The organism is Streptomyces sp. TG1A-8, assembly GCF_030499535.1.
Lineage (GTDB): Bacteria > Actinomycetota > Actinomycetes > Streptomycetales > Streptomycetaceae > Streptomyces.
In genome coordinates, this window is the sequence record NZ_JASTLB010000001.1 from 1,029,593 (window position 1) to 1,049,494 (window position 19,902).

At 75.2% G+C, this 19,902-nt stretch carries 17 protein-coding genes and 1 pseudogene; 6 read left to right on the top strand and 12 right to left on the bottom strand.

From position 1 onward, the window contains the following. Positions 1-343: 343 nt before the first annotated feature. Positions 344-1,726 (top strand): amidase, encoded by a 1,383-nt coding sequence (locus QQY24_RS04120; protein ID WP_301971291.1) that lies wholly within the window; start codon positions 344-346, stop codon positions 1,724-1,726. Here QQY24_RS04120 and QQY24_RS04125 read toward each other — a convergent pair. From QQY24_RS04125 to QQY24_RS04135, 3 genes and pseudogenes are all read right to left on the bottom strand, one after another. Beyond that, positions 1,725-2,189, bottom strand: a pseudogene (locus QQY24_RS04125) (N-acetyltransferase family protein); the annotation flags it as partial. The gene QQY24_RS04120 and the pseudogene QQY24_RS04125 sit on opposite strands and share 2 nt — an antisense overlap. 56 nt (positions 2,190-2,245) lie before the next feature. After that, positions 2,246-2,419: a hypothetical protein gene (locus tag QQY24_RS04130; protein WP_301971292.1), complete on the bottom strand. Its 174-nt coding sequence runs from the start codon at positions 2,417-2,419 to the stop codon at positions 2,246-2,248. Positions 2,420-2,954: 535 nt separating this feature from the next. After that, positions 2,955-3,770, bottom strand: coding sequence for a CHAT domain-containing protein (locus QQY24_RS04135; protein ID WP_301971293.1), 816 nt, complete (start codon positions 3,768-3,770; stop codon positions 2,955-2,957). A gap of 283 nt (positions 3,771-4,053) precedes the next feature. On the opposite strand from QQY24_RS04135, the gene QQY24_RS04140 reads away from it, so the two are divergent. From QQY24_RS04140 to QQY24_RS04150, 3 genes are read left to right on the top strand one after another with little or no spacing between them, the layout of a single operon-like run. Continuing rightward, entirely contained in the window at positions 4,054-4,401 is a 348-nt protein-coding gene (locus tag QQY24_RS04140) for a hypothetical protein (protein WP_301971294.1), read from the top strand. Beyond that, positions 4,398-4,568, top strand: coding sequence for a hypothetical protein (locus QQY24_RS04145; RefSeq protein WP_301971295.1), 171 nt, complete (start codon positions 4,398-4,400; stop codon positions 4,566-4,568). The genes QQY24_RS04140 and QQY24_RS04145 overlap by 4 nt, the downstream gene beginning before the upstream one ends. Next, positions 4,565-4,951: a hypothetical protein gene (locus QQY24_RS04150; protein WP_301971296.1), complete on the top strand. Its 387-nt coding sequence runs from the start codon at positions 4,565-4,567 to the stop codon at positions 4,949-4,951. The genes QQY24_RS04145 and QQY24_RS04150 overlap by 4 nt, the downstream gene beginning before the upstream one ends. 38 nt (positions 4,952-4,989) lie before the next feature. On the opposite strand, the gene QQY24_RS04155 is transcribed toward QQY24_RS04150, so the two are convergent. From QQY24_RS04155 to QQY24_RS04180, 6 genes are all read right to left on the bottom strand, one after another. Further along, complete coding sequence (locus QQY24_RS04155) at positions 4,990-6,435, bottom strand: SDR family NAD(P)-dependent oxidoreductase (protein ID WP_301976138.1); 1,446 nt, start codon at positions 6,433-6,435, stop codon at positions 4,990-4,992. A gap of 169 nt (positions 6,436-6,604) precedes the next feature. After that, the gene (locus QQY24_RS04160) at positions 6,605-7,936 is read right to left on the bottom strand and encodes a wax ester/triacylglycerol synthase family O-acyltransferase (RefSeq protein WP_301976139.1); all 1,332 of its coding nucleotides are present in this window, start codon (positions 7,934-7,936) and stop codon (positions 6,605-6,607) included. Positions 7,937-8,132: 196 nt separating this feature from the next. Then, the gene (locus QQY24_RS04165) at positions 8,133-10,454 is read right to left on the bottom strand and encodes a GH92 family glycosyl hydrolase (protein ID WP_301971297.1); all 2,322 of its coding nucleotides are present in this window, start codon (positions 10,452-10,454) and stop codon (positions 8,133-8,135) included. A 151-nt stretch (positions 10,455-10,605) separates the two neighbouring features. Further along, positions 10,606-11,826: a glucose-1-phosphate adenylyltransferase gene (gene glgC, locus QQY24_RS04170; protein ID WP_301971298.1), complete on the bottom strand. Its 1,221-nt coding sequence runs from the start codon at positions 11,824-11,826 to the stop codon at positions 10,606-10,608. 50 nt (positions 11,827-11,876) lie between these two features. Beyond that, entirely contained in the window at positions 11,877-13,037 is a 1,161-nt protein-coding gene (gene glgA / locus QQY24_RS04175; RefSeq protein ID WP_301971299.1) for a glycogen synthase, read from the bottom strand. Positions 13,038-13,077: 40 nt separating this feature from the next. Continuing rightward, the gene (locus tag QQY24_RS04180; protein ID WP_301971300.1) at positions 13,078-13,824 is read right to left on the bottom strand and encodes a (2Fe-2S)-binding protein; all 747 of its coding nucleotides are present in this window, start codon (positions 13,822-13,824) and stop codon (positions 13,078-13,080) included. A 255-nt stretch (positions 13,825-14,079) separates the two neighbouring features. Between QQY24_RS04180 and QQY24_RS04185 the strand changes: the two genes are divergently transcribed. After that, entirely contained in the window at positions 14,080-15,234 is a 1,155-nt protein-coding gene (locus tag QQY24_RS04185) for a DMT family transporter (protein ID WP_301971301.1), read from the top strand. On the opposite strand, the gene QQY24_RS04190 is transcribed toward QQY24_RS04185, so the two are convergent. Next, positions 15,224-16,426 (bottom strand): peptidoglycan DD-metalloendopeptidase family protein, encoded by a 1,203-nt coding sequence (locus tag QQY24_RS04190; RefSeq protein WP_301971302.1) that lies wholly within the window; start codon positions 16,424-16,426, stop codon positions 15,224-15,226. The genes QQY24_RS04185 and QQY24_RS04190 overlap by 11 nt on opposite strands. Before the next feature lie 385 nt (positions 16,427-16,811). On the opposite strand from QQY24_RS04190, the gene gndA reads away from it, so the two are divergent. Further along, the gene (gndA, locus tag QQY24_RS04195; protein WP_301971303.1) at positions 16,812-18,251 is read left to right on the top strand and encodes an NADP-dependent phosphogluconate dehydrogenase; all 1,440 of its coding nucleotides are present in this window, start codon (positions 16,812-16,814) and stop codon (positions 18,249-18,251) included. Between the two features lie 683 nt (positions 18,252-18,934). On the opposite strand, the gene QQY24_RS04200 is transcribed toward gndA, so the two are convergent. Next, the gene (locus tag QQY24_RS04200; RefSeq protein ID WP_301971304.1) at positions 18,935-19,279 is read right to left on the bottom strand and encodes a GNAT family N-acetyltransferase; all 345 of its coding nucleotides are present in this window, start codon (positions 19,277-19,279) and stop codon (positions 18,935-18,937) included. 32 nt (positions 19,280-19,311) lie between these two features. Further along, complete coding sequence (panD, locus tag QQY24_RS04205) at positions 19,312-19,731, bottom strand: aspartate 1-decarboxylase (protein ID WP_301971305.1); 420 nt, start codon at positions 19,729-19,731, stop codon at positions 19,312-19,314. Positions 19,732-19,902 lie beyond the last annotated feature (171 nt).

Below are 19,902 nucleotides of genomic sequence, written 5' to 3' on the forward strand. Positions count from 1 at the left end.
TGGCCGGGGCCCCCGGGCCCGCGAAGTCGCTCATGGTGTCCGTACCCTCCTCGTGTCCGGGCCGGCGGTCCGGGAGGTGCCGCCGGGTGGGGAGTACCACGCGCGGGACTCCGGACGCATGGTGGCCGATCCGCTCGCCGGTGAACAGCCGGTGGCCCGGGATCAGGGCGCGGTGCGGGCCGGGCCGGCGGGCCGGGCGGCCCGGGCGGAGCACCGGTGCGGCCCGGCGGGCGCGGCGCCGGCCTTCCGCCCCCTCGACGTGCCGCGTCCGACCGTGCACAGTTCTCCCTGCACGCCGGTTCGACACGCACCGGCAGCGGTACCGGGAGCCGAGGGAGGGTCCGTGAGCAGCTGGGCCGGACGGACCGCCGTCCAGATCGCCGCCGCCGTGCGCGCCAAGGAGGTCACGCCGCGGGAGGTGGTGGCGGAGCACCTCGCGCGGATCGAGCGGCTCGACGGGCGGATCGGCGCCTTCCGCACCCTCCGGCCGGGTGCGGCGCTGGCCGAGGCGGACGAGGTCGGCTCCCGTGCCGCCCTGTCCGAACTCCCCCTGGCGGGCGTGCCGGTGGCCGTGAAGGACAACCTGGCGGTGCGCGGCGAGTCCTCGCGCAACGGCTCCGCCGCGACGCCGGACACGCCCGCCGCGGAGGACCACGTCACGGTGGCCCGGCTGCGGGCGGCCGGTGCCGTGGTGGTGGGGCTGACGAACGTGCCCGAGCTGTGCGTCTTCGGCACCACGGACGGCGTCCACGGCACCGCCCGCAATCCGTGGGACACCTCGCGCACGGCGGGCGGCTCGTCCGGCGGCAGCGCCGCCGCGGTGGCCGCCGGATTCGTGCCCCTCGCGCTCGGCAACGACGGCATGGGCTCGCTGCGCATACCGGCGGCCGCCTGCGGCCTCGTCACGCTGAAGCCGGGACGCGGGGTGGTGCCGGCCGGGATCGGCAACGGCGGCTGGTTCGGCATGGCGGAGAACGGCCCGCTGGCCACCACCGTCGAGGACCTGCGTCTGGCGCTGGACGTCCTCGCCGGCGGCCGGGCCGGGCACCGGGAGGCGGACCGCGCACCGCGCTCGATCGCCGTCGCGCTGCGCAGCCCGCTGCCCGGGGTGGGCGTCGGCGCGCCGTACGCGACCGCGGTCCGGCAGGCGGCGGCCGTGCTGGCCGGGGCCGGGCACCGGGTGAGGCGGGCCGAGCCGCCCTACCCCCTGTCCCTGGGACTGACCTCGCTGCAGCACTGGACGGCGGGCACGGCGGTGGACGCGGAGGGTCTCGACCCGGCGCGGCTGGTCCGGCGCACCCGGGTGCACGCGGCGGTGGGCCGCCGCTTCCTCCGCGCGGTCCGCACGGGCGACCGCCGCGAGCGCCTCCGGGCCCGGCTGGTCCCGTTCTTCACCGAGCACGACGCCCTGCTCACCGTGGCCCTCGCCCGCCGCTCCCCCGCGGCCGCCCCGTGGCACGAGCGGGGCTGGCTGCGCAACCTCCTGGCGAACACCGCCGCTTCGCCGTTCACCCCGCCGTGGAACCTGACGGGCTGGCCCGCCATGTCGGTCCCCTTCGGCAGCCTGCCCTCCGGCGCACCCTGCGCCGTCCAGCTCGCCGGGCCGCCCGGCAGCGAGGTGGTCCTGCTGGGGCTGGCGGAGGAATTGCAGGCGCTGCGCCCGTGGCGGCGGACGGCGCCGCCGCCACCTCGCGCCCGGGGGCGGTCGTCGAGCGCCCTGTACTGATGTGCAGGCCGACCCGGCCGTAGCGGGGATGGTCGAACGTCTCGGGGACCGTGCCCAGGACGGTGAAGCCGAGGGACGTCCGCAGCCCGACGGCGGGATTGGTCCCGACGACGGCGCTGAAGACCCTGGCGCGGTAGCCGTGGGCCCGGGCCTCGGCCAGGACGTGCTCGGCGGGGGCGCGGCCGACCCCCCGGCCGCCGTGGTCCGGGTCGACCATGAACCCCGCGTTGGCCACGTCCGAGACGGGGTCGCCGTGGTTCGGGGCGAGGCGGGCCGGACCGAGCACGGTCCCGTCGTCGTCCTCGGCCGCGTAGAGGCGCTTGCCCTGACCCGTCCACAGGGCGCGGGCCTCCTCCTCGGAGGCGGCCGGGCCCCGGGCGTAGGTCTCGGCGGCGGCGACGATCCGGTGCCGGAAGGGCCGGATCGACGGCCAGTGCCCGGCCACGGTTTCTCTGATCGGCATGGGCGCGAGTCCGTCACGCCCACGCGCGCGTCGACCGCGAAGACGGGGCCCCGGGGTCAGTCCACGCTCGGCAGGATGTGGGGTTCGGCGAGGTCCTCCTCGTAGCCCGCGAGGCGGATCGGGGCGGACCGGGCCCACACGTCGAGGCTGCCGAGTTCTCCGGACCGGCGTCCGGCGCGCTCCATGCGTTCCTGGGGACGCTGTTCGAGGTTCGTCTTCTCCGGTGTCACCGCGCACTCCTTATGTGTCGGGTCACCCTCGGGCGTGCCGGACAGTATGTCCTCCGGTGCTCCACGCCCGCTCAGGTCTGGGTAAAGGGCCAGTTCGGACGCGGTGGCGCCGGTGATCCATGGCGGAGCGGGCCGCTGTCGACCGGCTCCGTCGCAGGACGGACGATGGGTGTGGGTGGGACCCCGTGCTGTTGTCCGTCCTCTCCAGATTAGCCAAATGAGCGGATGGCCGCTCGATAGGGGTGCAAACAAGATGTAACCATCGCGCATCGAACGGTTCCCAATACCCCTCAATATGCCGCTATTTACTACCGGACGCCTCGTCGGGACGGGATCGCCGTCACCCACTCGGCCTACTCGGGCGAACACGCCTTCGAGTCGAAGCCGCGTCTCCCGCGTCACGACACGCCCCGTTCCGGGTGGCGCCGGCCGGACCGCACGTGCGGGGCGCGGCGGTTGCGGTCCGGCCCTGACGCGAGGTCAAACCGCCGGGGCCCGGCCCGCCGCGGGGCCGGTGGGCCCCGGGCGCACGCCCCTACGGGCCGTTGTGGATGAACGGCACCCAGACGGTCGGATCGGTGAGGTGGTCGGCGCGCAGGGCCGCGACGGCCTCGTGCAGGGCGGTGGCGACACCGGCGGAACCGGGCCCCCGCGCCGTACCGAGGCGCCGGTGGAAGGACGCGGTGACCAGCGGGGCGACCGTGTCGTGAACGGCCCACAGACCTGCCACCACATGGCGGAAGCCGGCCATGCGGAAGGCCGCCGCGGTGTGCAGGGCCTCGTCCGGGAGCAGGGTGGTGCCGACGTGCGTGTGGCAGGCGGACAGGAACGCCAGCTCGGCGTGGTCCAGACGCAGGTCCGCCAGGTCCCGGAGGGTCAGGTCGCCGTCGCGCAGGCACAGGCCGGCCGAGGATCCGGTGAACAGGCCGGACCCGCCGTGGCAGGCGAAGTGGGCCCGGGGGCGACCGGGCAGGTGGCCGCGGACGGCCTCGACGGTGGCGTGCTCCTCACGGAGCACCGTCAGCCGGTCGCCGAGGTGCTCCCGCAGCGCCGCCAGCTCCGCGGCCACCCCCGGCAGGCGCCGGTGACCGCGTCCGGTGTCGGTGAGCCCCACGGCCAGCACGCGGCCCGGGGGCGCGGCCGGCCGGTTCCTGGCCAGGCTCAGGGAGGCCAGGGTGGTGGTGTAGGAGGACACCACTTCGTACGGCACCCCGGCCGGCCGCACGGGGTCGCCGCCGGTCCGCGGGTACCGGCCGGCCGCGTGGAGCGGCAGCACGGCCGCCGCGGCGGCCGGGCACCACCACACGCGGGGCGGCGGCCCGCCCGGGGGCCGTGCCGGGAGCCGGTCCATCTGCGTGCCGGTTCCACGCGGGAGTCCGGGTCGGGCCGGTCCCGCCCGTGCCGCTCGGCCAGCACGCCGAGGCGGTGGAGGGGGCTGAAGTCGCCGAGCGCGGCGGACCCTCCGGTCAGGGGCCCGCTCCCGTTGACCGGCCCGTGCCCGGCCGCCTCCGTGCCGACGTCATCCGGCGTCAACTCCCGCTTCCCCGGGCCCGGTTCGTCCCCCATGCACAGCCCCCGCCCCCGAAACCGTGAATCCACTCGCAGGTTAGTTCACGCTCATCTAGGTTGCCGCCATGTCTGGTGAAGCACCGCCCGCGTACGTGGCGACCTCCGATGTGCAGTGGACGAACCGGGCCTACCGCATGCTGCTCGACCGGCGCCCCACGGTCTCCCGGCGCGGCGGGGACGGTGTCCCGGGCCTCGTCGTGTCCGGTCCCTGCCCGCGCTGCGAGCACCACCTCGTCGACCGGCGGGTGCTCCTGGCCCTCACGGGCCTGGGGGCCACCCGGGGCGGCTCCGCGGGCGCTCCGGAAACCGTCGTCCTGGACGTCACCTGCGGCTGCGGTTCGACGCACCAGGACGCCCCCGAGGGCGTGACCGGGTGCGGCGCGAGCTTCCGCATCGAGCTGGAACTGCCGTGAGTTTCACGTTCCGGCAGCCGGAGCGGCCTCCGGCCGCGGCCGACCTGGCGGAGCGGGACCGGTTCGACCGGATGATGCGGGAGTCCCTGCCCGCGGTCCAGGCCGGCGCCGAGGCGTGGCGCAACGGACTCGCGGCGTTCCTCACCCTATCGGGACCGCGGTCGTGATCAAGGGGCGTGACACCACGGCGGGGCTGCCGACCGCCTGGAAGGCCGCCGTGACCGCCCTCGTCGGGGACGGCCTGGGGCTGGCCCTGGTGGGACTGTGGCTCGCGCTGGCCGCGCAGGCGGGCACCCGGCCGCTGGAGGTCACGCTGGCGGAGATCCACCGGGACCACGTGTCGGTGGACCACTTCAGGGTCACCCTGGCTGTGCGGGCGGCCCGCAAACTCACCCTGGCCCGCCGGACCGTGGCGCTCGCCCTGGTGCTGCCGTTCGCGGGCACCGCGCTCACCTGGTGGGCGCCCGACACCGCGCCGCCCTCCGGGCGGACGCCGGCCGTGACCGGCCCGGCGTCCCCCGCTCCGGGGAACCAGCGGTTCCCCGGGTGAACCACGGGGCGGTGCCGTCCCGGGACGGCACCGCGCTCTCACCACTTGCCCGGCGCGTAGTCCTTCAGGAAGACGCCGTACAGGTCCTCGCCGGCCTCGCCGCGCACGATCGGGTCGTAGACGCGGGCCGCCCCGTCGACCAGGTCGAGCGGGGCGTGGAAGCCGGCCTCGGCCAGGCGGACCTTGTCCGGGTGCGGGCGTTCGTCGGTGATCCAGCCGGTGTCCACGGCCGTCATGAGGATGCCGTCCCGGTCGAACATCTCCTGGGCGCTGGTGCGCGTGAGCATGTTCAGGGCGGCCTTGGCCATGTTGGTGTGCGGGTGCCCGGCTCCCTTGTAGCCGCGGGCGAAGACGCCCTCCATGGCGGAGACGTTCACGACGTACGTGCGCCGGGCCGGGGAGGCGGCCATCACCGGGCGCAGACGGCTGATCAGGATGAAGGGCGCCGTGGAGTTGCAGAGCTGGACCTCCAGCAGCTCGACCGGGGTCACCTCCTCCACCGTCTGCACCCAGCTGTTGGTGTCGTGCAGGTCGGGCACCAGGCCGCCGGCGTCGATCGCCGTACCGGCCGCGATGCGCTCCAGGGACGCCGAGCCGGAGACCAGGGCGAGGTCGGTGACGTCCTGGGCGGTGAGCGCGCCGACGCCCGCGGCCGGCAGCTCGGCGACGGCCCCGGAGCCGAAGGTGCCTATCACCCGGGCGGCCGGCAGCTCCCCGGTGGGCAGGGGCGCGGACTCGGCGGTGACCAGTTCGCTGTAGGCCTGCGGGGAGCGCCGTACCGTCTGGGCCGCGTTGTTGATCAGGATGTCCAGCGGTCCCTCGGCCGCCACCGAGTCGGCGAGGGCGACGACCTGGGCGGGGTCGCGCAGGTCGATGCCGACGATCTTCAAGCGGTGGATCCACTCGTCGCTGTCGGGCTGGGCCTTGAAGCGGCGTACGGCGTCGTTCGGGAAGCGGGTGGTGATGGTGGTGTGCGCGCCGTCCCGCAGCAGCCGGAGCGCGATGTACATGCCGATCTTGGCGCGGCCACCGGTGAGCAGGGCGCGCTTGCCGGTGAGGTCGGCGCGGGCGTCCCGCCTGGCGCGGTTCTCGTCGGCGCACTTCTGGCACAGCTGGTGGTAGAAGTAGTCGACCTCGACGTAGCGCTGCTTGCAGATGTAGCAGGAGCGCGGACGCTGGAGCACGCCCGCGATCCTGCCCTCCTCGACCTTGGAGGAGGGCAGGATGCCCTCGGTCTCGTCGTCGACGCGCTCGGCGGAGCCGGTGGCGGTGGCCTCGGTGACCGCGCGGTCGTGCGCGGTCTTGGCGGCCCGGCGCTCCTGGCGGCGGCGCTGCTTGACCGTGCGGTAGACGTGCGAGGTGGCCCGGCGCACCCTGATCGCGTCGGGGTGGTCGACGTCGAGCCGGTCGAGCTCCTCCAGCACGCTCAGGCAGACGGCGAGGCGCTCGGGGTCGATACCGGGCCCGTGGACCATCTCGTCCATGGAGGCGTCCGTGGGGACGCCCGTGGAGGCCGCCGTGGACGCGGACCCGTCCTCTGTCACCGTCATCGCGCTGCCGCTTCCCTGATCTCCCGGGCAGCGCTCCGACTCGCGCCCGCCTTCGAACGGGGAAGTGTACGGAGCGGGGGGCCGTACGGCCAAACCCGCTCCGTCAGTGCTCGCAGGCCGTGACCAGCGCCTCCGCCTCGTCCGCCACGGCGCGGGCGAACACGTCGAGGTCGGTGACGGCCCGGGCGTCGGCGACGAGCCCGTAGTGGGCATGGCCGCGGTAGGTGGAGACGGCGACCGCCAGCGACTGGCCGGGGGCGAGCGGGGCGAAGGGGTAGACCTCGGCGAGCCGGTGCCCGCCGAGCCGCAGGCCCGGGCCGGGCAGCGGCACGCTGGTGACGAGGATGTCGAACCACAGCCGGGCCGCCTGGCCGACCAGGGGGCCGCCGAGCCGGTGGCCGAGGGCGGGCACGTGGTCGGCGAGCAGCGCGAGGGCGCCGGCGCCCCGGTGGGGGCCCGCGTCCTTGTTGCGGAGCATCGCGGCGCGTACGGCGCCGAGCCGGCCGAGCGGGTCGGGGTCGTCGACCGGAAGCGGTATCAGGTACCCGGAGAGGCGGTTGCCCTGCGGGTGGGCGGTGTGCGGGCGGCGCCGGGAGACGGGGACGAGGGCGCGGGGCGCCACGCCCTCGCTGCCGTCGCCGCGCTCGTCCAGCCAGCGGCGCAGGGCGCCGGCCACGACGGCGATGAGCACGTCGTTGACGGTGCCGCCGGCGCTCTTGCGCACCCGGTGGACGTCGTCGATGTCGAGGACGGCCCCGGCGGTGCGGCGGGTGCCGCTGGGCGCGGAGGCCAGCGCGGAGGAGGGCCGCATGCCGAGGGTGGAGCGGGCGAGGGAGGCGCCGATGTCCAGGGCCCGGCCCACGTCGGACAGCGCGTCCTTGACCAGGCCGGGGAACAGACCGGGCAGCCCGCGCACGTCGGACGGCGGAGTGCGCGGGGACTCGACGGCGCGCGGTGCGCGCGCGGGCGGGCCGACCGGGTCCAGGATCCCGGCGGCCAGCTTCAGCGCGCGCAGGCCGTCGGCGAGGGCGTGGTGGAACTTGAACAGCACGGCGAAGGAGACCCCGTCCTCGCCGGGCAGGACGTGCGCCTCCCACGGCGGCCGGGCACGGTCCAGCGGGCGCTCCATCAGCCGGCCGGCGACCGCGTGGAAGTCGGCGGTCGGGGCATGCAGCCGTACGTGGTCGAGCGGGTCGAAGTCCGGGACGGGCTCGCGGGCGGCGCCGCCGAAGGCGAGCGGCTGCCACACGTCACGGATGCGCAGGCGCAGGCCGGGTACGGCGGCGGCGCGGACGGCGAGCAGGTCGGCTGCGTGGGCGCCCGCGGTGGGCGAGTGGGCGGTGAACACCCCGAGCGCGCCGAGGTGCATCGGGTGGCGGTCGCACTCCATGTTCCAGAAGGCCAGGTCCAGGGGGGCGAGCAGGTCGGGAGTCAAGGGCATGCCTCGTGTCGGCGTCGGGGTGGAACGGCCTCGGGTGGAGCTGCCGGGAAGGGGGCTGCCGGGGTCTGTCCGCGGTCGGACCCCCTGGGGTGGTTACGGCCGGGCACGGTCGTGCCGCGCACCGTTGGCGGCGGGCGGCGTCCCGCCCCGGAGGGGGGCGGGAGCCGGCGGATCCCGGGGCCGGTCCGGTTCAGTACAGCGCCGGGGGTGCCGCCCCGCGGGCCGTGCCCCACCCGGACGGGCGCGGGCCGACCGTGAACGCGAGCGTGCGCAGGGAGCGCAGCGCCCGCGTGGTCAGGTAGGTCCGCCGGTGCGGAGTGCCGTCGGTGCGGACGGCCTGGACGTAGCGGGAGGCGGCCGAGGTGCCGGGCGCGGTGACCGTCAGCCGGCCGCCCGGCCAGTAGCGGCGGTCCAGGGTGAGGTTGACGCGGTCGAAGACGGGGGTGGACAGGCCCCAGGTGTCGTAGCCGGGCTGGACGGGGAAGAGGCCGATGGACGACAGCACGTGCCAGGCGGACATCGTGCCGAGGTCGTCGTTGCCGGTCATCCCGGTGGGCCCGTCGGTGAAGAGGGTCAGCGCCGCGTGGACCACGTCCGTGGTCTTCCAGGGCTGGCCGGTGGACAGGTAGGTGTAGGGCGCGATCAGGTCGGGCTCGTTCATCGGGTTGTACTTGTCGGCGTCGTAGTAGTCGTACGCGCCTCCGTGCACCCACACCTCGCGGGCGGTGCGCTCCGGGTCCTCCAGCAGCCGGTCGTAGGCGAAGAAGGAGTCCAGGCGGTCGTTGGCGGCGCGCTGTCCGCCGATGAGGTCCACCATGCCGGGCAGGTCCTGCGGGACGAGCCACTGGTACTGCCAGGCGGTGCCCTCGTGGAAGCCCTCGCTGCGGGCCGGGTCGGGCGAGCCGGTGAAGGCGCCGGAGGCGTCGCGGGCGCGGAAGAAGCCGGTCGAGGGGTCGAAGACGTTGCGGTAGCTGCGGGCGCGGGCGGCGTAGCGGGCGGCGTCGGCCTCGTGGCCCAGGCCGCGCGCCATCCGGGCGAGCATCGCGTCGGCGAGGGCGTACTCCAGCGTGACGGACGCGCCGTGGTGGTAGTCGGAGTCGCCCGCCTTGGCGGGCGGGCGGTCCTTGACGTGGGGGGCGAAACCGCGCGCGATGTACTCGGCGTTGGCCTCCCGTCCGGTACCGGGGTGGTCCGCCGGCGGCACGCCGTCGGCGTTCTTCCGCAGCGCCCGGTAGGCCCGCTCCTCGTAGCCCTTGAGGAGGCCCTGCTGGTAGGCGTTGGTCAGGAAGGGGGTGACCGGGTCGCCGGTCATGATGTTCGTCTCGACGGTGCCGTAGCCCCACTTGGGCAGCCAGCCGCCCTCCTCGTCGATCCTGATCACCGAGATGGCCATGTCGCGGGCCTCGCGCGGCGCGAGCAGGGAGAGCAGTTGGGACTGGGTGCGGTAGGTGTCCCACAGCGACCAGTTCTGGTAGTACGTGAAGCCCTTGGCGCGGTGCACCTCCCGGTCCCAGCCGGTGTAGCGGCCGTCGGCGTCGCTGCCGGTGTTCGGCGCGAGGAAGGAGCGGTACAGCGACGAGTAGAAGGTGCGGCGCTGCTCGTCGCCGCCGCCGCGCACGCGCACGTCGTCGAGCCGGTCCTCCCAGGCCCGCCGGGCCGCGCGGCGCACGGCGTCGAAGGACCGGCCGCCCTCCGCACGCAGGTTGACGGCCGCGCCGCGCGCGTCGACGTACGACAGCGCGGTGGTCGCCTCGACGGTACGGTCCCCGGTGGTGTCGAACCGGACGTACGCCCCGTCGGAACCCGTCCTCGCGCCGTCGGTGACGGTCGATCCGTTCCAGGTGCCGTAGGCCGTGAAGGGCCGGTCGAAGCGGGTGACCGTGTGGACGGTGTAGGGGGCGGTGTCCCGGCAGAAGCCGTGGCCGGTGATCTCGGTGCGCACGGTGCGGTCGTCGAGGATCTCGACCGTGCTCGTGACCGGTCTGTGCAGCGACTGGGCGGCGTTGAGCAGGACGTTGGCCTTGTCGGTGGCCGGGAAGGTGTAGCGCTGCACGCCGGTGCGGGCGGTCGCGGTCAGTTCGGCGTCGACGCCGCTGTCCAGGCCGACGCGGTAGTAGCCGGGGCTCGCCTCCTCGTGGTCGTGGCCGAACCCGGCGGCGTAGCGCGCGTAGTCCGTCGAGGTGACGTCGCCGGTGGTCGGCAGCACCGGCAGGTCGCCGCCGATGCGGCAGCCGACCCCGGACAGGTGGACCAGCGAGAAGCCGCGGACGCGGCTGTGCCCGTAGTCGTAACCGGTGCTGTGCCCGGTGTCCGGGGAGAGCTGCACCATGCCGAAGGGCACGGCGGCGCCGGGGAAGGTGTTGCCCTCGTTCCGGCTCCCGATGAAGGGGTTCACCAGGTCGGTGAGGTGGCCGTCGGTCCGCTCGGCGGCTCGTGCGGCGGGGGTGGCGATCAGCGCGGACGCTGCCATCACCCCGGCCAGGCACAGCCGCGCGCGCCGGGTCCCTCTCATGTCGGATGACCTCCGCAGGTTCGACGTCGTTGCCTGCATCGTGCGGGGCGGACGGCGTGAACCAGGGCATCCCTGGCACAAGGGACCGGCGCGTCGCGGCGGCGCCCGGTGCGGACGGGGGGCGCGGGGCGCGGACGGGGGGCGCGGGGCGCTACGGCACCCGCTGGCCCTTCCCCAGGGCGATGACCCCGCCCTGGGAGACGGTGTACAGCTCGGCGTCCCGCTCGGGGTTGACGCCGATCGTCGCGCCGGGCGGGACCTCGACGTTCTTGTCGAGGACGGCGCCGCGGACGATCGCACCGCGCCCGATGCGGACGTTGTCGTGCAGCACCGAGCCCTGCACGACCGCGCCCGGGTCGACCCGCACGCCCGGGGAGAGCACGGAGCGGGTGACCTGGCCGCGGATCAGGCAGCCGGCGCTGATGATGGACTCGCTCGCGTTGCCGCCCGCGTTGAAACGGGCCGGGGAGAGCTGGTTGGAGTGGGTGTAGATGGGCCACTGCCGGTTGTACAGGTTGAAGGCCGGGCGCTCGGCGATCAGGTCCATGTGGGCGTCGTAGTAGGCGTCCAGGGTGCCCACGTCCCGCCAGTAGCCCTGGTCGCGGGTCGTTTCGCCGGGCACGTGGTTCTCGCTGAAGTCGTACACCTGCGCCTCGCCGCGCTCGGTGAGCTGGGGCAGGATCGAACCGCCCATGTCGTGCACGGAGTCCCCGTCCTCGGCGTCCCGCTGCAGCGCCTCGATGAGGACCTTGGTGGTGAAGATGTAGTTGCCCATGGAGGCGAACACGCACTCGGGGTCGTCCGCCAGCCCCGGCGGGTCGGCCGGCTTCTCCAGGAAGCCGTCGACGCTGCGGCCGTCCGAGCCCGGTGTGATCACCCCGAAGGACGGGGACTCCGAGCGCGGCACGCGGATGCCGGCCACCGTCACCCCGGCGCCGCCCTCGACGTGCTGGTGGAGCATCTGCCGGGGGTCCATGCGGTAGACGTGGTCGGCGCCGAACACGGCGACGTACTCGGGCTGCTCGTCGTGGACGAGGTTCAGGGACTGCAGGATCGCGTCCGCGCTGCCCAGGTACCAGCGCGGGCCGAGGCGCTGCTGGGCCGGGACCGGCGTGACGTAGTTGCCCAGCAGGCTGGACATCCGCCAGGTGGTGGTGATGTGCCGGTCCAGCGAGTGCGACTTGTACTGGGTCAGCACGCAGATGCGCAGCACGTCGGCGTTGACGAGGTTGGACAGGACGAAGTCGACGAGCCGGTAGGTCCCGCCGAACGTGACTGCGGGTTTGGCGCGGTCGGCGGTCAGCGGCATCAGCCGCTTGCCCTCGCCGCCCGCCAGTACAATTCCGAGAACCGAAGGCCCTCCACGACGCATGGCCGCTCCCCTCACCCTGGATGAACCATGGATGCCCCGAGTCGGCCGGACTAAGCCTGCTCGAGCAGCTCCTCGTACAGGTCCGCGGTGCGCCGCGCCACCGCGTCCCAGCCGAACTCGCCCACCGCGCGCCGCTGCCCGGCCTCCCCCATCCGCCGGGCCGCCCCCGGATCGCCGAGGACCGTGTCCAGCGCGCGGGCGAGGCCCGCCTCGAAGCCGTCGGTGTCCTCGCCCACGTCGACCAGCAGGCCCGTGCGGCCGTCGTCCACGACCTCCGGGATCCCGCCGACCCGGGAGGCCACCACGGGAGTGCCGCAGGCCATCGCCTCCAGGTTGACGATGCCGAGGGGTTCGTACACCGAGGGGCAGACGAACACGGCCGCGTGCGTGAGGAGCTGGACGACCTCCGGGCGCGGCAGCATCTGCGGGATCCAGAACACGCCCGCGCGGACCCGGCTCAGCTCCTCGAACAGCTCCCGGAACTCGCGGTCGATCTCCGGGGTGTCCGGCGCGCCCGCGCACAGCACGACCTGGGCACCCGGGTCGATGTCCCGCACCGCGCGCAGCAGGTGGGGCACGCCCTTTTGCCGGGTGATCCGGCCGACGAAGAGCACGTACGGGCGGGTGGGGTCGATGCCGTGCCGGACCAGGGCGTCGGTGCCGGGGTCGGGCCGGTAGATGGCCGTGTCGATGCCGTTGTGCACGACGTGGACCCGGGCCGGGTCCAGGGCCGGGTAGCAGGTAAGGATGTCGTCGCGCATGGCGCCGGAGACGGCGATCACCGCGTCGGCGGCCTCGACCGCCGTGCGTTCCGCCCAGCTCGACAGGGCGTAACCGCCGCCGAGCTGCTCCGCCTTCCAGGGGCGCAGGGGCTCCAGCGAGTGGGCGGTCACCACGTGCGGGACGCCGTGGAGGAGCTTGGCGACGTGGCCGGCCAGGTTGGCGTACCAGGTGTGGGAGTGGACGAGTTCGCGGCCTTCCAGGGCGGCGGCGATGGACAGGTCCACGGAGAAGGTGCGCAGCGCGTCGTTGGCGCCGTCCAGGGCGGGCCAGGGACGGTGGCGCGACACGCCGGCGCCGCGGCCCTCGCCCCAGCAGTGCACTTCCAGGTCCACCAGGGAGGCCAGCTCCCGGGCGAGGAACTCCACGTGGACGCCCGCGCCGCCGTAGACGTCCGGGGGAAACTCCCGGGTCAGCAGTCCCACTCGCACCCGTACAACCCCCTGGTCTCGTCGGCAGGTTCCTCCATGGTCACCCAGATGGGGCGCGTGGGGAAGTCCCCGGCGGCCGGGTGAAGCAGCAGTCGCCGCAGACCGAGCTGCCGGGGACGCGGTAGTACAGGCAGCAGCTGCGGCGGCGGAAGGCCGTGCCGGTGCGGCTGCCGGTGGGGCGCAGCAGGGGGTGGGCGAAGAGCGCGTCGGTGAGGGCGCGGGCCCGTTCGGCGGCGTCGCCGCGGCCGCTCGCGCGTGCCCGGCGGCCGAGTTCGCGGGCCGCTGCGGCGAGCGCCGAGCCGGCGTTGCCCCGCAGCAGGCCCGCCGCGATCCCGTACCTGGCTCTCAGGGCCTGCTCCAGGGGTTCGAGGTGGCCGTGCAGCACGGTGTCCGCGAGGGTGGCCGCGTCCCCGGGCCGCGCGCGCACCCCGGTCAGCCACAGGTCGTCGGGCGCGCTCGCGGTGGCGTCCCAGCGCAGCAGCGCGGGCGCGAGGTCGGGCGTCCGGCCGTACAGGGCGGCGCAGGCCAGGGCCACGGACCAGAGGCGGGCGGCGAGCCCCTGGTGGGCGAGGGAGGCGGAGACCCGCGGCTCACGGACGCGCAGCCGGTGCGCGACCGTGGAGACGCGGAGCACCAGCGCGTCGCGGCGGGCGTCCGCCGCGGGCGCCGCGTAGGCCTCCGCGAGGGTCGGCGGCACGGTGGCGGGCGGTGCGGCGTCCGCGGTCGTGCGCAGCACGAAGAAGCCGCCGAGGGGGCGGAGCGCGGCGAGGCCGGGGTCGAGGTCCACGAGGGGTACTGGTACCAGGTCCGCCCGCGGCCCGGGGCACCGGTCCCCGGCCCGTTGCGCCCGCCCGCCGGGTCCGTCCCCTGCTCACCCCCCTGAGGGATGACCGGGCCGGGGGCGTACTCCATCGGCAGTAGGACGCATGGCGTGCTCAGGTACGACGACGCAGCGGGCCCGAACGGGCAGAGTGGTCCCCATGAACGCCGACCGTGCGCCGCGCCGGGTCCCCGGGACCCGCTTCACGCAGAGGAGCCGCCGATGAGCGCCCTCGCGCTGTCCGTGCTGCTGTCGTTCGTCTCCGCCGTCGCGTACGCGGGCGGGGCGATCATCCAGGAGCAGGTCGCGGTGTCCTCCCCGGACGGTTCCATGCCGCTGCGGCGGCCCGGCTGGTGGGCGGCGCTGGCGCTGAACGGTCTCGGCGGCGTGCTGCACGTGGTGGCGCTGGCCTGCGGCCCGCTCAGCCTGGTCCAGCCGCTCGGCGCGCTGACGATCGTCTTCGCCCTGCCCATGGCGGCGCTGTTCGTGGGCCGCAGGGCCGGGGCGGCCGCCTGGCGGGGCGCGATCATGGCCACGGTGGGCCTGGCGGGCCTGCTGTCCCTGGTCGGCTCCTCCGAGGCGCACTCCCTCGGCGCGGCCCAGCGGGTGGCGGCCGGCGTGGTCACCGGCGCGGCGGTCGTGGCGCTGACGGCCGCGGGGCTGGCCGCGCACCGGCACCCGGCGGTGCGCAGCGTGCTGCTCGCCACCGCCTCCGGCATAGCCTTCGGCATGTCGTCGGTGTTCACCAAGACCGTCGCGGTCGACTGGGACAGCGGCATCGGCATCGGCGGCCTGTCCTCGCTCGCGGTGATCGGCGCGTTCTCGGTGGCCGGCGTCCTGCTGTCCCAGGCCTCCTACCGGGGCGGTGGCCTCGCCGCGCCGCTCGCCACGCTGACGGTGGTCAACCCGGTGCTGGCCGCCGCGGTCGGCATCCTGATGTTCGGCGAGACGTTCCGCCACGGCACCGCGGGCATCGTGCTCGCCCTGGGCTGCGGGGTGGTGGCCGCGGGCGGCCTGATCCTGCTGACGACGGAGCGGCTGGAGCAGACCCCGGCCGCGCGACCCGCCGGGGGGCCCGGGGCCGGCGCCGAGGAGGTCCCTTCGGCGCTCCCCCCGCAGCGCGCGGCGGGGACCGGGCCGGAGGAGGCCGCCTGGGCCGGGGCCGTTCCCGACGGGCCCCCTGCCGGCGTCCCGGACGGCGCCGCCCGGGACGGGGCGTCGCCGCCACCGCCCGGTGCCGCCCCGGTGGACGCCGGGGCGGGTCACGGTGAGCAGCCGCCCGGCCGTGGGACCGCGGCGGTCCGCGTCCCGTACTCCGCCGGCCTCCCGGTGCCGCTGTCCGTCGTGGACCGGCACCGTACGCGGGTCAGATCCTGACGCCGCCGGCCCGCAGGTAGGCGAGCGGGTCGACGTCCGAACCGAAGCCGGGGCCCGTCCGGACCTCGAAGTGCAGGTGCGGGCCCGTCACGTTCCCGGTGGAGCCGGACCGGCCGATGCGCTGCCCCGCGGACACGCCCTGCCCGGCCCGCACGGAGATCGCCGACAGGTGGGCGTACTGGGTGCAGCGGCCGTCGGCGTGCCGGATCACGACCTGGTAGCCGTAGGAGCCGCCCCAGCCCGCGGCCACCACGTGTCCGGCCGCCGCCGCTCTGACGGAGGTGCCGGCCGGCACGAGGAAGTCGACCCCGGTGTGGTAGCCCTTCGACCAGTGCGCGCCCGCCACGTGGTAGCCGGTGCCGACGGCGGCGCTGACCGGGGCGACGAGCCCGTGGCCGACGGGGGACGCCGGGCGGCCGCTGCGCGTGGGGGCCTTCTTCTGCGGGCTCTTCTTCCCCGAGGCCTGCTTCTCGGACGTCTGCTTCTCGGGCGTCCGCTTCCTCGGGGACTCGGGCGCGGTGCGGGTGCCGGCCGCCGGCTCGGCGGTGGTGCGCAGGCTCAGCCGCTGGCCCGGCATGATCAGGTCCGGGTCGGAGCCGATGGTCGTGCGGTTGCCCGCGTACAGCCGCCGCCAGCCGCCCCGGACGCGCTGCTCGCCGGCGATGCCGGAGAGCGTGTCGCCGTGCACCACCGCGTACATCTCGGCCCTGCCCGCGCGTGACTGCGGGGTCGTCTGCGGCCGCACGTCCGGCGCGCCGCCGGTCTTCGCCGGGTGGGCCGCGACACCGTCCGTGTGCGGTTCGGGCGCGGCGCCGCCCCGGGCCAGTCCGGCCCGCGCCGAGCACACCGGCCAGGCGCCGGGTCCCTGCCCGTCGAGCACCTCCTCGGCGACGGCGATCTGCTGCTCGCGGCTGGCCCGGTCGGCGCGCGGCGCGTACCGGGTGCCGCCGTACGCCTCCCAGGTGGACTGCGTGAACTGCAGCCCGCCGTAGGAGCCGTTGCCGGTGTTGGTGCTCCGGTTGCCACTGGACTCGCAGGCGGCCACCTTGCTCCAGGTGGCGGTGCCGGCCGCGTCGGCCGTTCCGGCGGCGACCAGCGGGATCGCGAGGCCGGCGCCGCTCGCCGTGACGGTGAGTGAGGCGCGGTTGATCCTGTTCGGCTGGTACCGGCGATGCCGGCCGCGTTCGGCCATGACCGAGTTCCCCTCGACATGCGTCAGGAGCGGCAAAAGTAAGCGCCGCGAACGGGCCGGGACAAGACGGCAATCGGCCTCCTGCGTCGGCCAAGTGGCCGGGGAAGAACTTTCCTTGGCGGCGCGGGAAGGGGCCGGACGGAGTGCGGTGCGGTGACGGACGGCGCCCGCTGCGGGGAGGTGACGGGCGCGGTCGGGTCCGGGGAGGTGGGTGGCGGACGCGGTCGGGTGCGGTGGCGGACGGAGCGCGGTGAGGCGGCGGGGGCCTCGCGCGCGCATGCGGGGGTGGCGGGCCTGATGTGCGCTCGCCGGGGCGGCACGACAGGATGGGCGGGGGCCGTACGGACGGTGCCGCGGACACCAGGCAGCTAGGGAGCAGGCACGTATGAGCACTTCAGCGCAGATCGGCGTCACGGGTCTCGCGGTCATGGGCCGCAACCTCGCCCGCAATTTCGCCCGCAACGGCTACACGGTCGCCGTGCACAACCGTACGGTGTCCAGGACGCGGGCGCTGGTCGAGGAGTTCGGGCACGAGGGGGACTTCGTGGCGGCCGGGACCGCCGAGGAATTCGTGGCCGCCCTGGAGCGGCCGCGCCGCCTGGTCGTCATGGTCAAGGCCGGTGAGCCGACGGACGCGGTGATCCAGGAGTTCGCGCCGCTGCTGGAGCCCGGCGACATGATCGTCGACGGGGGCAACGCGCACTTCGCCGACACCCGGCGCCGCGAGCGGGACCTGCGCGGGCGGGGCATCCACTTCGTCGGCACCGGCGTCTCCGGCGGCGAGGAGGGCGCGCTGCACGGACCGAGCATCATGCCGGGCGGGTCGACGGAGTCGTACGGGTCGCTGGGCCCGATGCTGGAGAAGATCTCCGCGAAGGCGGCGGACGGCGCGCCGTGCGTGACGCACGTGGGCCCCGACGGCGCCGGCCACTTCGTGAAGATGGTCCACAACGGCATCGAGTACGCCGACATGCAGCTGATCGGCGAGGCGTACCAACTGCTGCGCGACGTCGCCGGGTACTCCCCGGCGCAGATCGCGGACATCTTCCGCACCTGGAACACCGGCCGGCTCGACTCCTACCTGATCGAGATCACGGCGGAGGTGCTGTCCCACGTGGACGCGGCGACCGGCGAGCCGTTCGTGGACGTGGTGGCGGACCGGGCGGAGCAGAAGGGCACCGGCCGCTGGACGGTGCAGATCGCGCTGGACCTCGGGGTGCCGGTGTCGGGCATCGCGGAGGCGGTCTTCGCCCGGTCGCTGTCGGGACACGCGGCGCTCAGGGAGGCGTCGCGGGGCCTGGCCGGGCCCAAGGCGTCACCGCTGGGCGAGGCGGAGGCGGGCGCCTTCGCCGACCGGGTCGAACAGGCGCTGTACGCCTCCAAGATCGTTTCCTACACCCAGGGCTTCCACGAGATGGCCGCGGGCAGCGAGGAGTACGGCTGGGACATCGACCTCGGCCGGGTCGCCTCCATCTGGCGGGGCGGCTGCATCATCCGGGCGGCGTTCCTGGACCGGATCCGCGCCGCCTACGACGCCCGCGCCGACCTGCCGAGCCTGCTGTCGGACGAGACGTTCGCGCAGGAGATCGGCGCCGCGCAGGACGACTGGCGCGAGGTGCTGGTCGCCGCGACGCGGCAGGGCGTGCCGACGCCCGGGTTCGCGGCGGCGCTGGCGTACTACGACGCCCTGCGCGCGGAGCGGTTGCCCGCGGCGCTCACGCAGGGACAGCGGGACTTCTTCGGGGCGCACACGTACCGCAGGGTGGACCGGGAAGGGGCGTTCCACACGCTGTGGGGCGGGGAGCGGAACGAGGTTTCCGCCTAGCGGCGGCCCGGGGCGCCGGCCGGTACCGCCCGTACGGGGTGGGCCGCCCGCTGAATCCGGGGGGAGGCCGGCGGGCGCGGGCCGTTCGTGGCCGGCCGCGCCGGCTCCCCGTGTCCCTCGGGTGCGCCGCGCCCCGCTGGTGCGCTTCCGGCGGCCGGTGGGGCCACTGGCGCGGGGCGCACCGAGGGTGCCGACGGCTACGGGGCGCACAGGAGGCCGGCAGGCGCGGGGCGGGCGTGCGACTGCGCGCGCCCGCCCCGCGCCCCTCACAAGCGCTCGGCCCCGGCTTTGTCCCGGTGTTCCGGTGCCCCTGTGCCTCCGTGTCGCCGGGTCCCTACATGACGGGGTGGCCCGGGTCCGTGGTGGGGGTGGGGCCCGGAGGGCCGGGGGCGGGGGGCGCCGGGGGCGGGGTCGGGTCGGGGCCCGGAGCGGGCGGGGCGGGGTCCGGTCCGGGGGCGGGCGGTGTGGGCTGGGGGCCCGGCTCGGGCGGCGGGACCGGGGACGGGTAGGGGTCCGGCGGTGTGGGTTCCGGGGTGGGGGCCGGTCCCGGCGGGACGGGGTCGGGGTACGGGTTCGTCATCGTGTCCTCCCGCGCTCGTTGGACGTCACCTCTGGGTACTCCCCCCTACCCGACGCCCGCTCGCGCACTCACCCCCACGCCCGACCGCGGGACGCCGGCGCGCTCAGAACCGGCCGGGGTGCGCGCGCAGCCGGTCCTTGGCGGCGGCGAGCAGTTCCGGGGCGGCCGGCGGGGCCTCGTCGGGGTGGCGTTCGGCCCACCGGGCGACGTACGGGCACAGCGGGGCGACGGGTACGCCCTCGCGCTCGGCGACGGCGTACAGCTCGCGGGCGAGGGAGCCGGCGATGCCCTTGCCCTCGTGCGCCTGCTCCACGATCGTGTGAACCGGGACCAGGGCGCGTGCGGGCGAGTCGAGGACGAAGTACTCGAGGCGGCCGACCACGTCACCGCCGCCGACGGCCTCCAGGCGGCCCGCCCCGCGGTCGTCGCGGATCTCGATGTCGCTCATGGCCACGCACGCTCCTGGTCGTCGGCCGCCGGTCAGGCCGACACGGCCTGCGGGCTGCGCTCCTGGTCGGAACCGGGCACCGGCTCCGAGGCGTCGGCACCGAGGGCCACGATCCTGTTGTCGCGGTCGACGTGCACGACCCGCGGCCGCAGCTGTCGCGCCTCGGCGTCGGTGACCTGAGCGTAACTGATGATGATCACCAGGTCGCCCGGGTGGACGAGGTGGGCGGCCGCCCCGTTGATCCCGACGACCCCCGACCCGCGCTCCCCCTCGATGACGTACGTCTCCAGGCGGGCGCCGTTGGTGACGTCCACGATGTGCACGAGCTCACCGGGCAGCAGGTCGGCGGCGTCGAGCAGATCGGCGTCGATGGTCACCGATCCCACGTAGTGCAGGTCGGCCTGGGTGACGGTGGCCCGGTGGATCTTGGACTTGAACAGAGTTCGCAGCACTTTGGACTCCTGGAAGACGGCTCCCTGCCTGCTTCCTGCAGGTCAAGGGCGGTCTTCACTCTACCGCCGACACGCGCCCGGCCCGAAGACTGTGAGGAACGTCGCTTCACCCCCGCAACAGGGCTCCCCGTCTGCGTTTCCGTGCGAACCGGGCTGTTGTGACGCTGCCGC

Bases quoted from the DNA above. Each gene is read 5' to 3' on its own strand.
- QQY24_RS04135 (WP_301971293.1), bottom strand. From the start codon at position 3,770: ATGGACCGGCTCCCGGCACGGCCCCCGGGCGGGCCGCCGCCCCGCGTG.
- QQY24_RS04140 (WP_301971294.1), top strand. From the start codon at position 4,054: ATGTCTGGTGAAGCACCGCCCGCGTACGTGGCGACCTCCGATGTGCAG.
- QQY24_RS04155 (WP_301976138.1), bottom strand. From the start codon at position 6,435: ATGGACGAGATGGTCCACGGGCCCGGTATCGACCCCGAGCGCCTCGCC.
- QQY24_RS04165 (WP_301971297.1), bottom strand. From the start codon at position 10,454: ATGAGAGGGACCCGGCGCGCGCGGCTGTGCCTGGCCGGGGTGATGGCA.
- glgC (WP_301971298.1), bottom strand. From the start codon at position 11,826: ATGCGTCGTGGAGGGCCTTCGGTTCTCGGAATTGTACTGGCGGGCGGC.
- QQY24_RS04185 (WP_301971301.1), top strand. From the start codon at position 14,080: ATGAGCGCCCTCGCGCTGTCCGTGCTGCTGTCGTTCGTCTCCGCCGTC.
- QQY24_RS04190 (WP_301971302.1), bottom strand. From the start codon at position 16,426: ATGGCCGAACGCGGCCGGCATCGCCGGTACCAGCCGAACAGGATCAAC.
- gndA (WP_301971303.1), top strand. From the start codon at position 16,812: ATGAGCACTTCAGCGCAGATCGGCGTCACGGGTCTCGCGGTCATGGGC.
- QQY24_RS04200 (WP_301971304.1), bottom strand. From the start codon at position 19,279: ATGAGCGACATCGAGATCCGCGACGACCGCGGGGCGGGCCGCCTGGAG.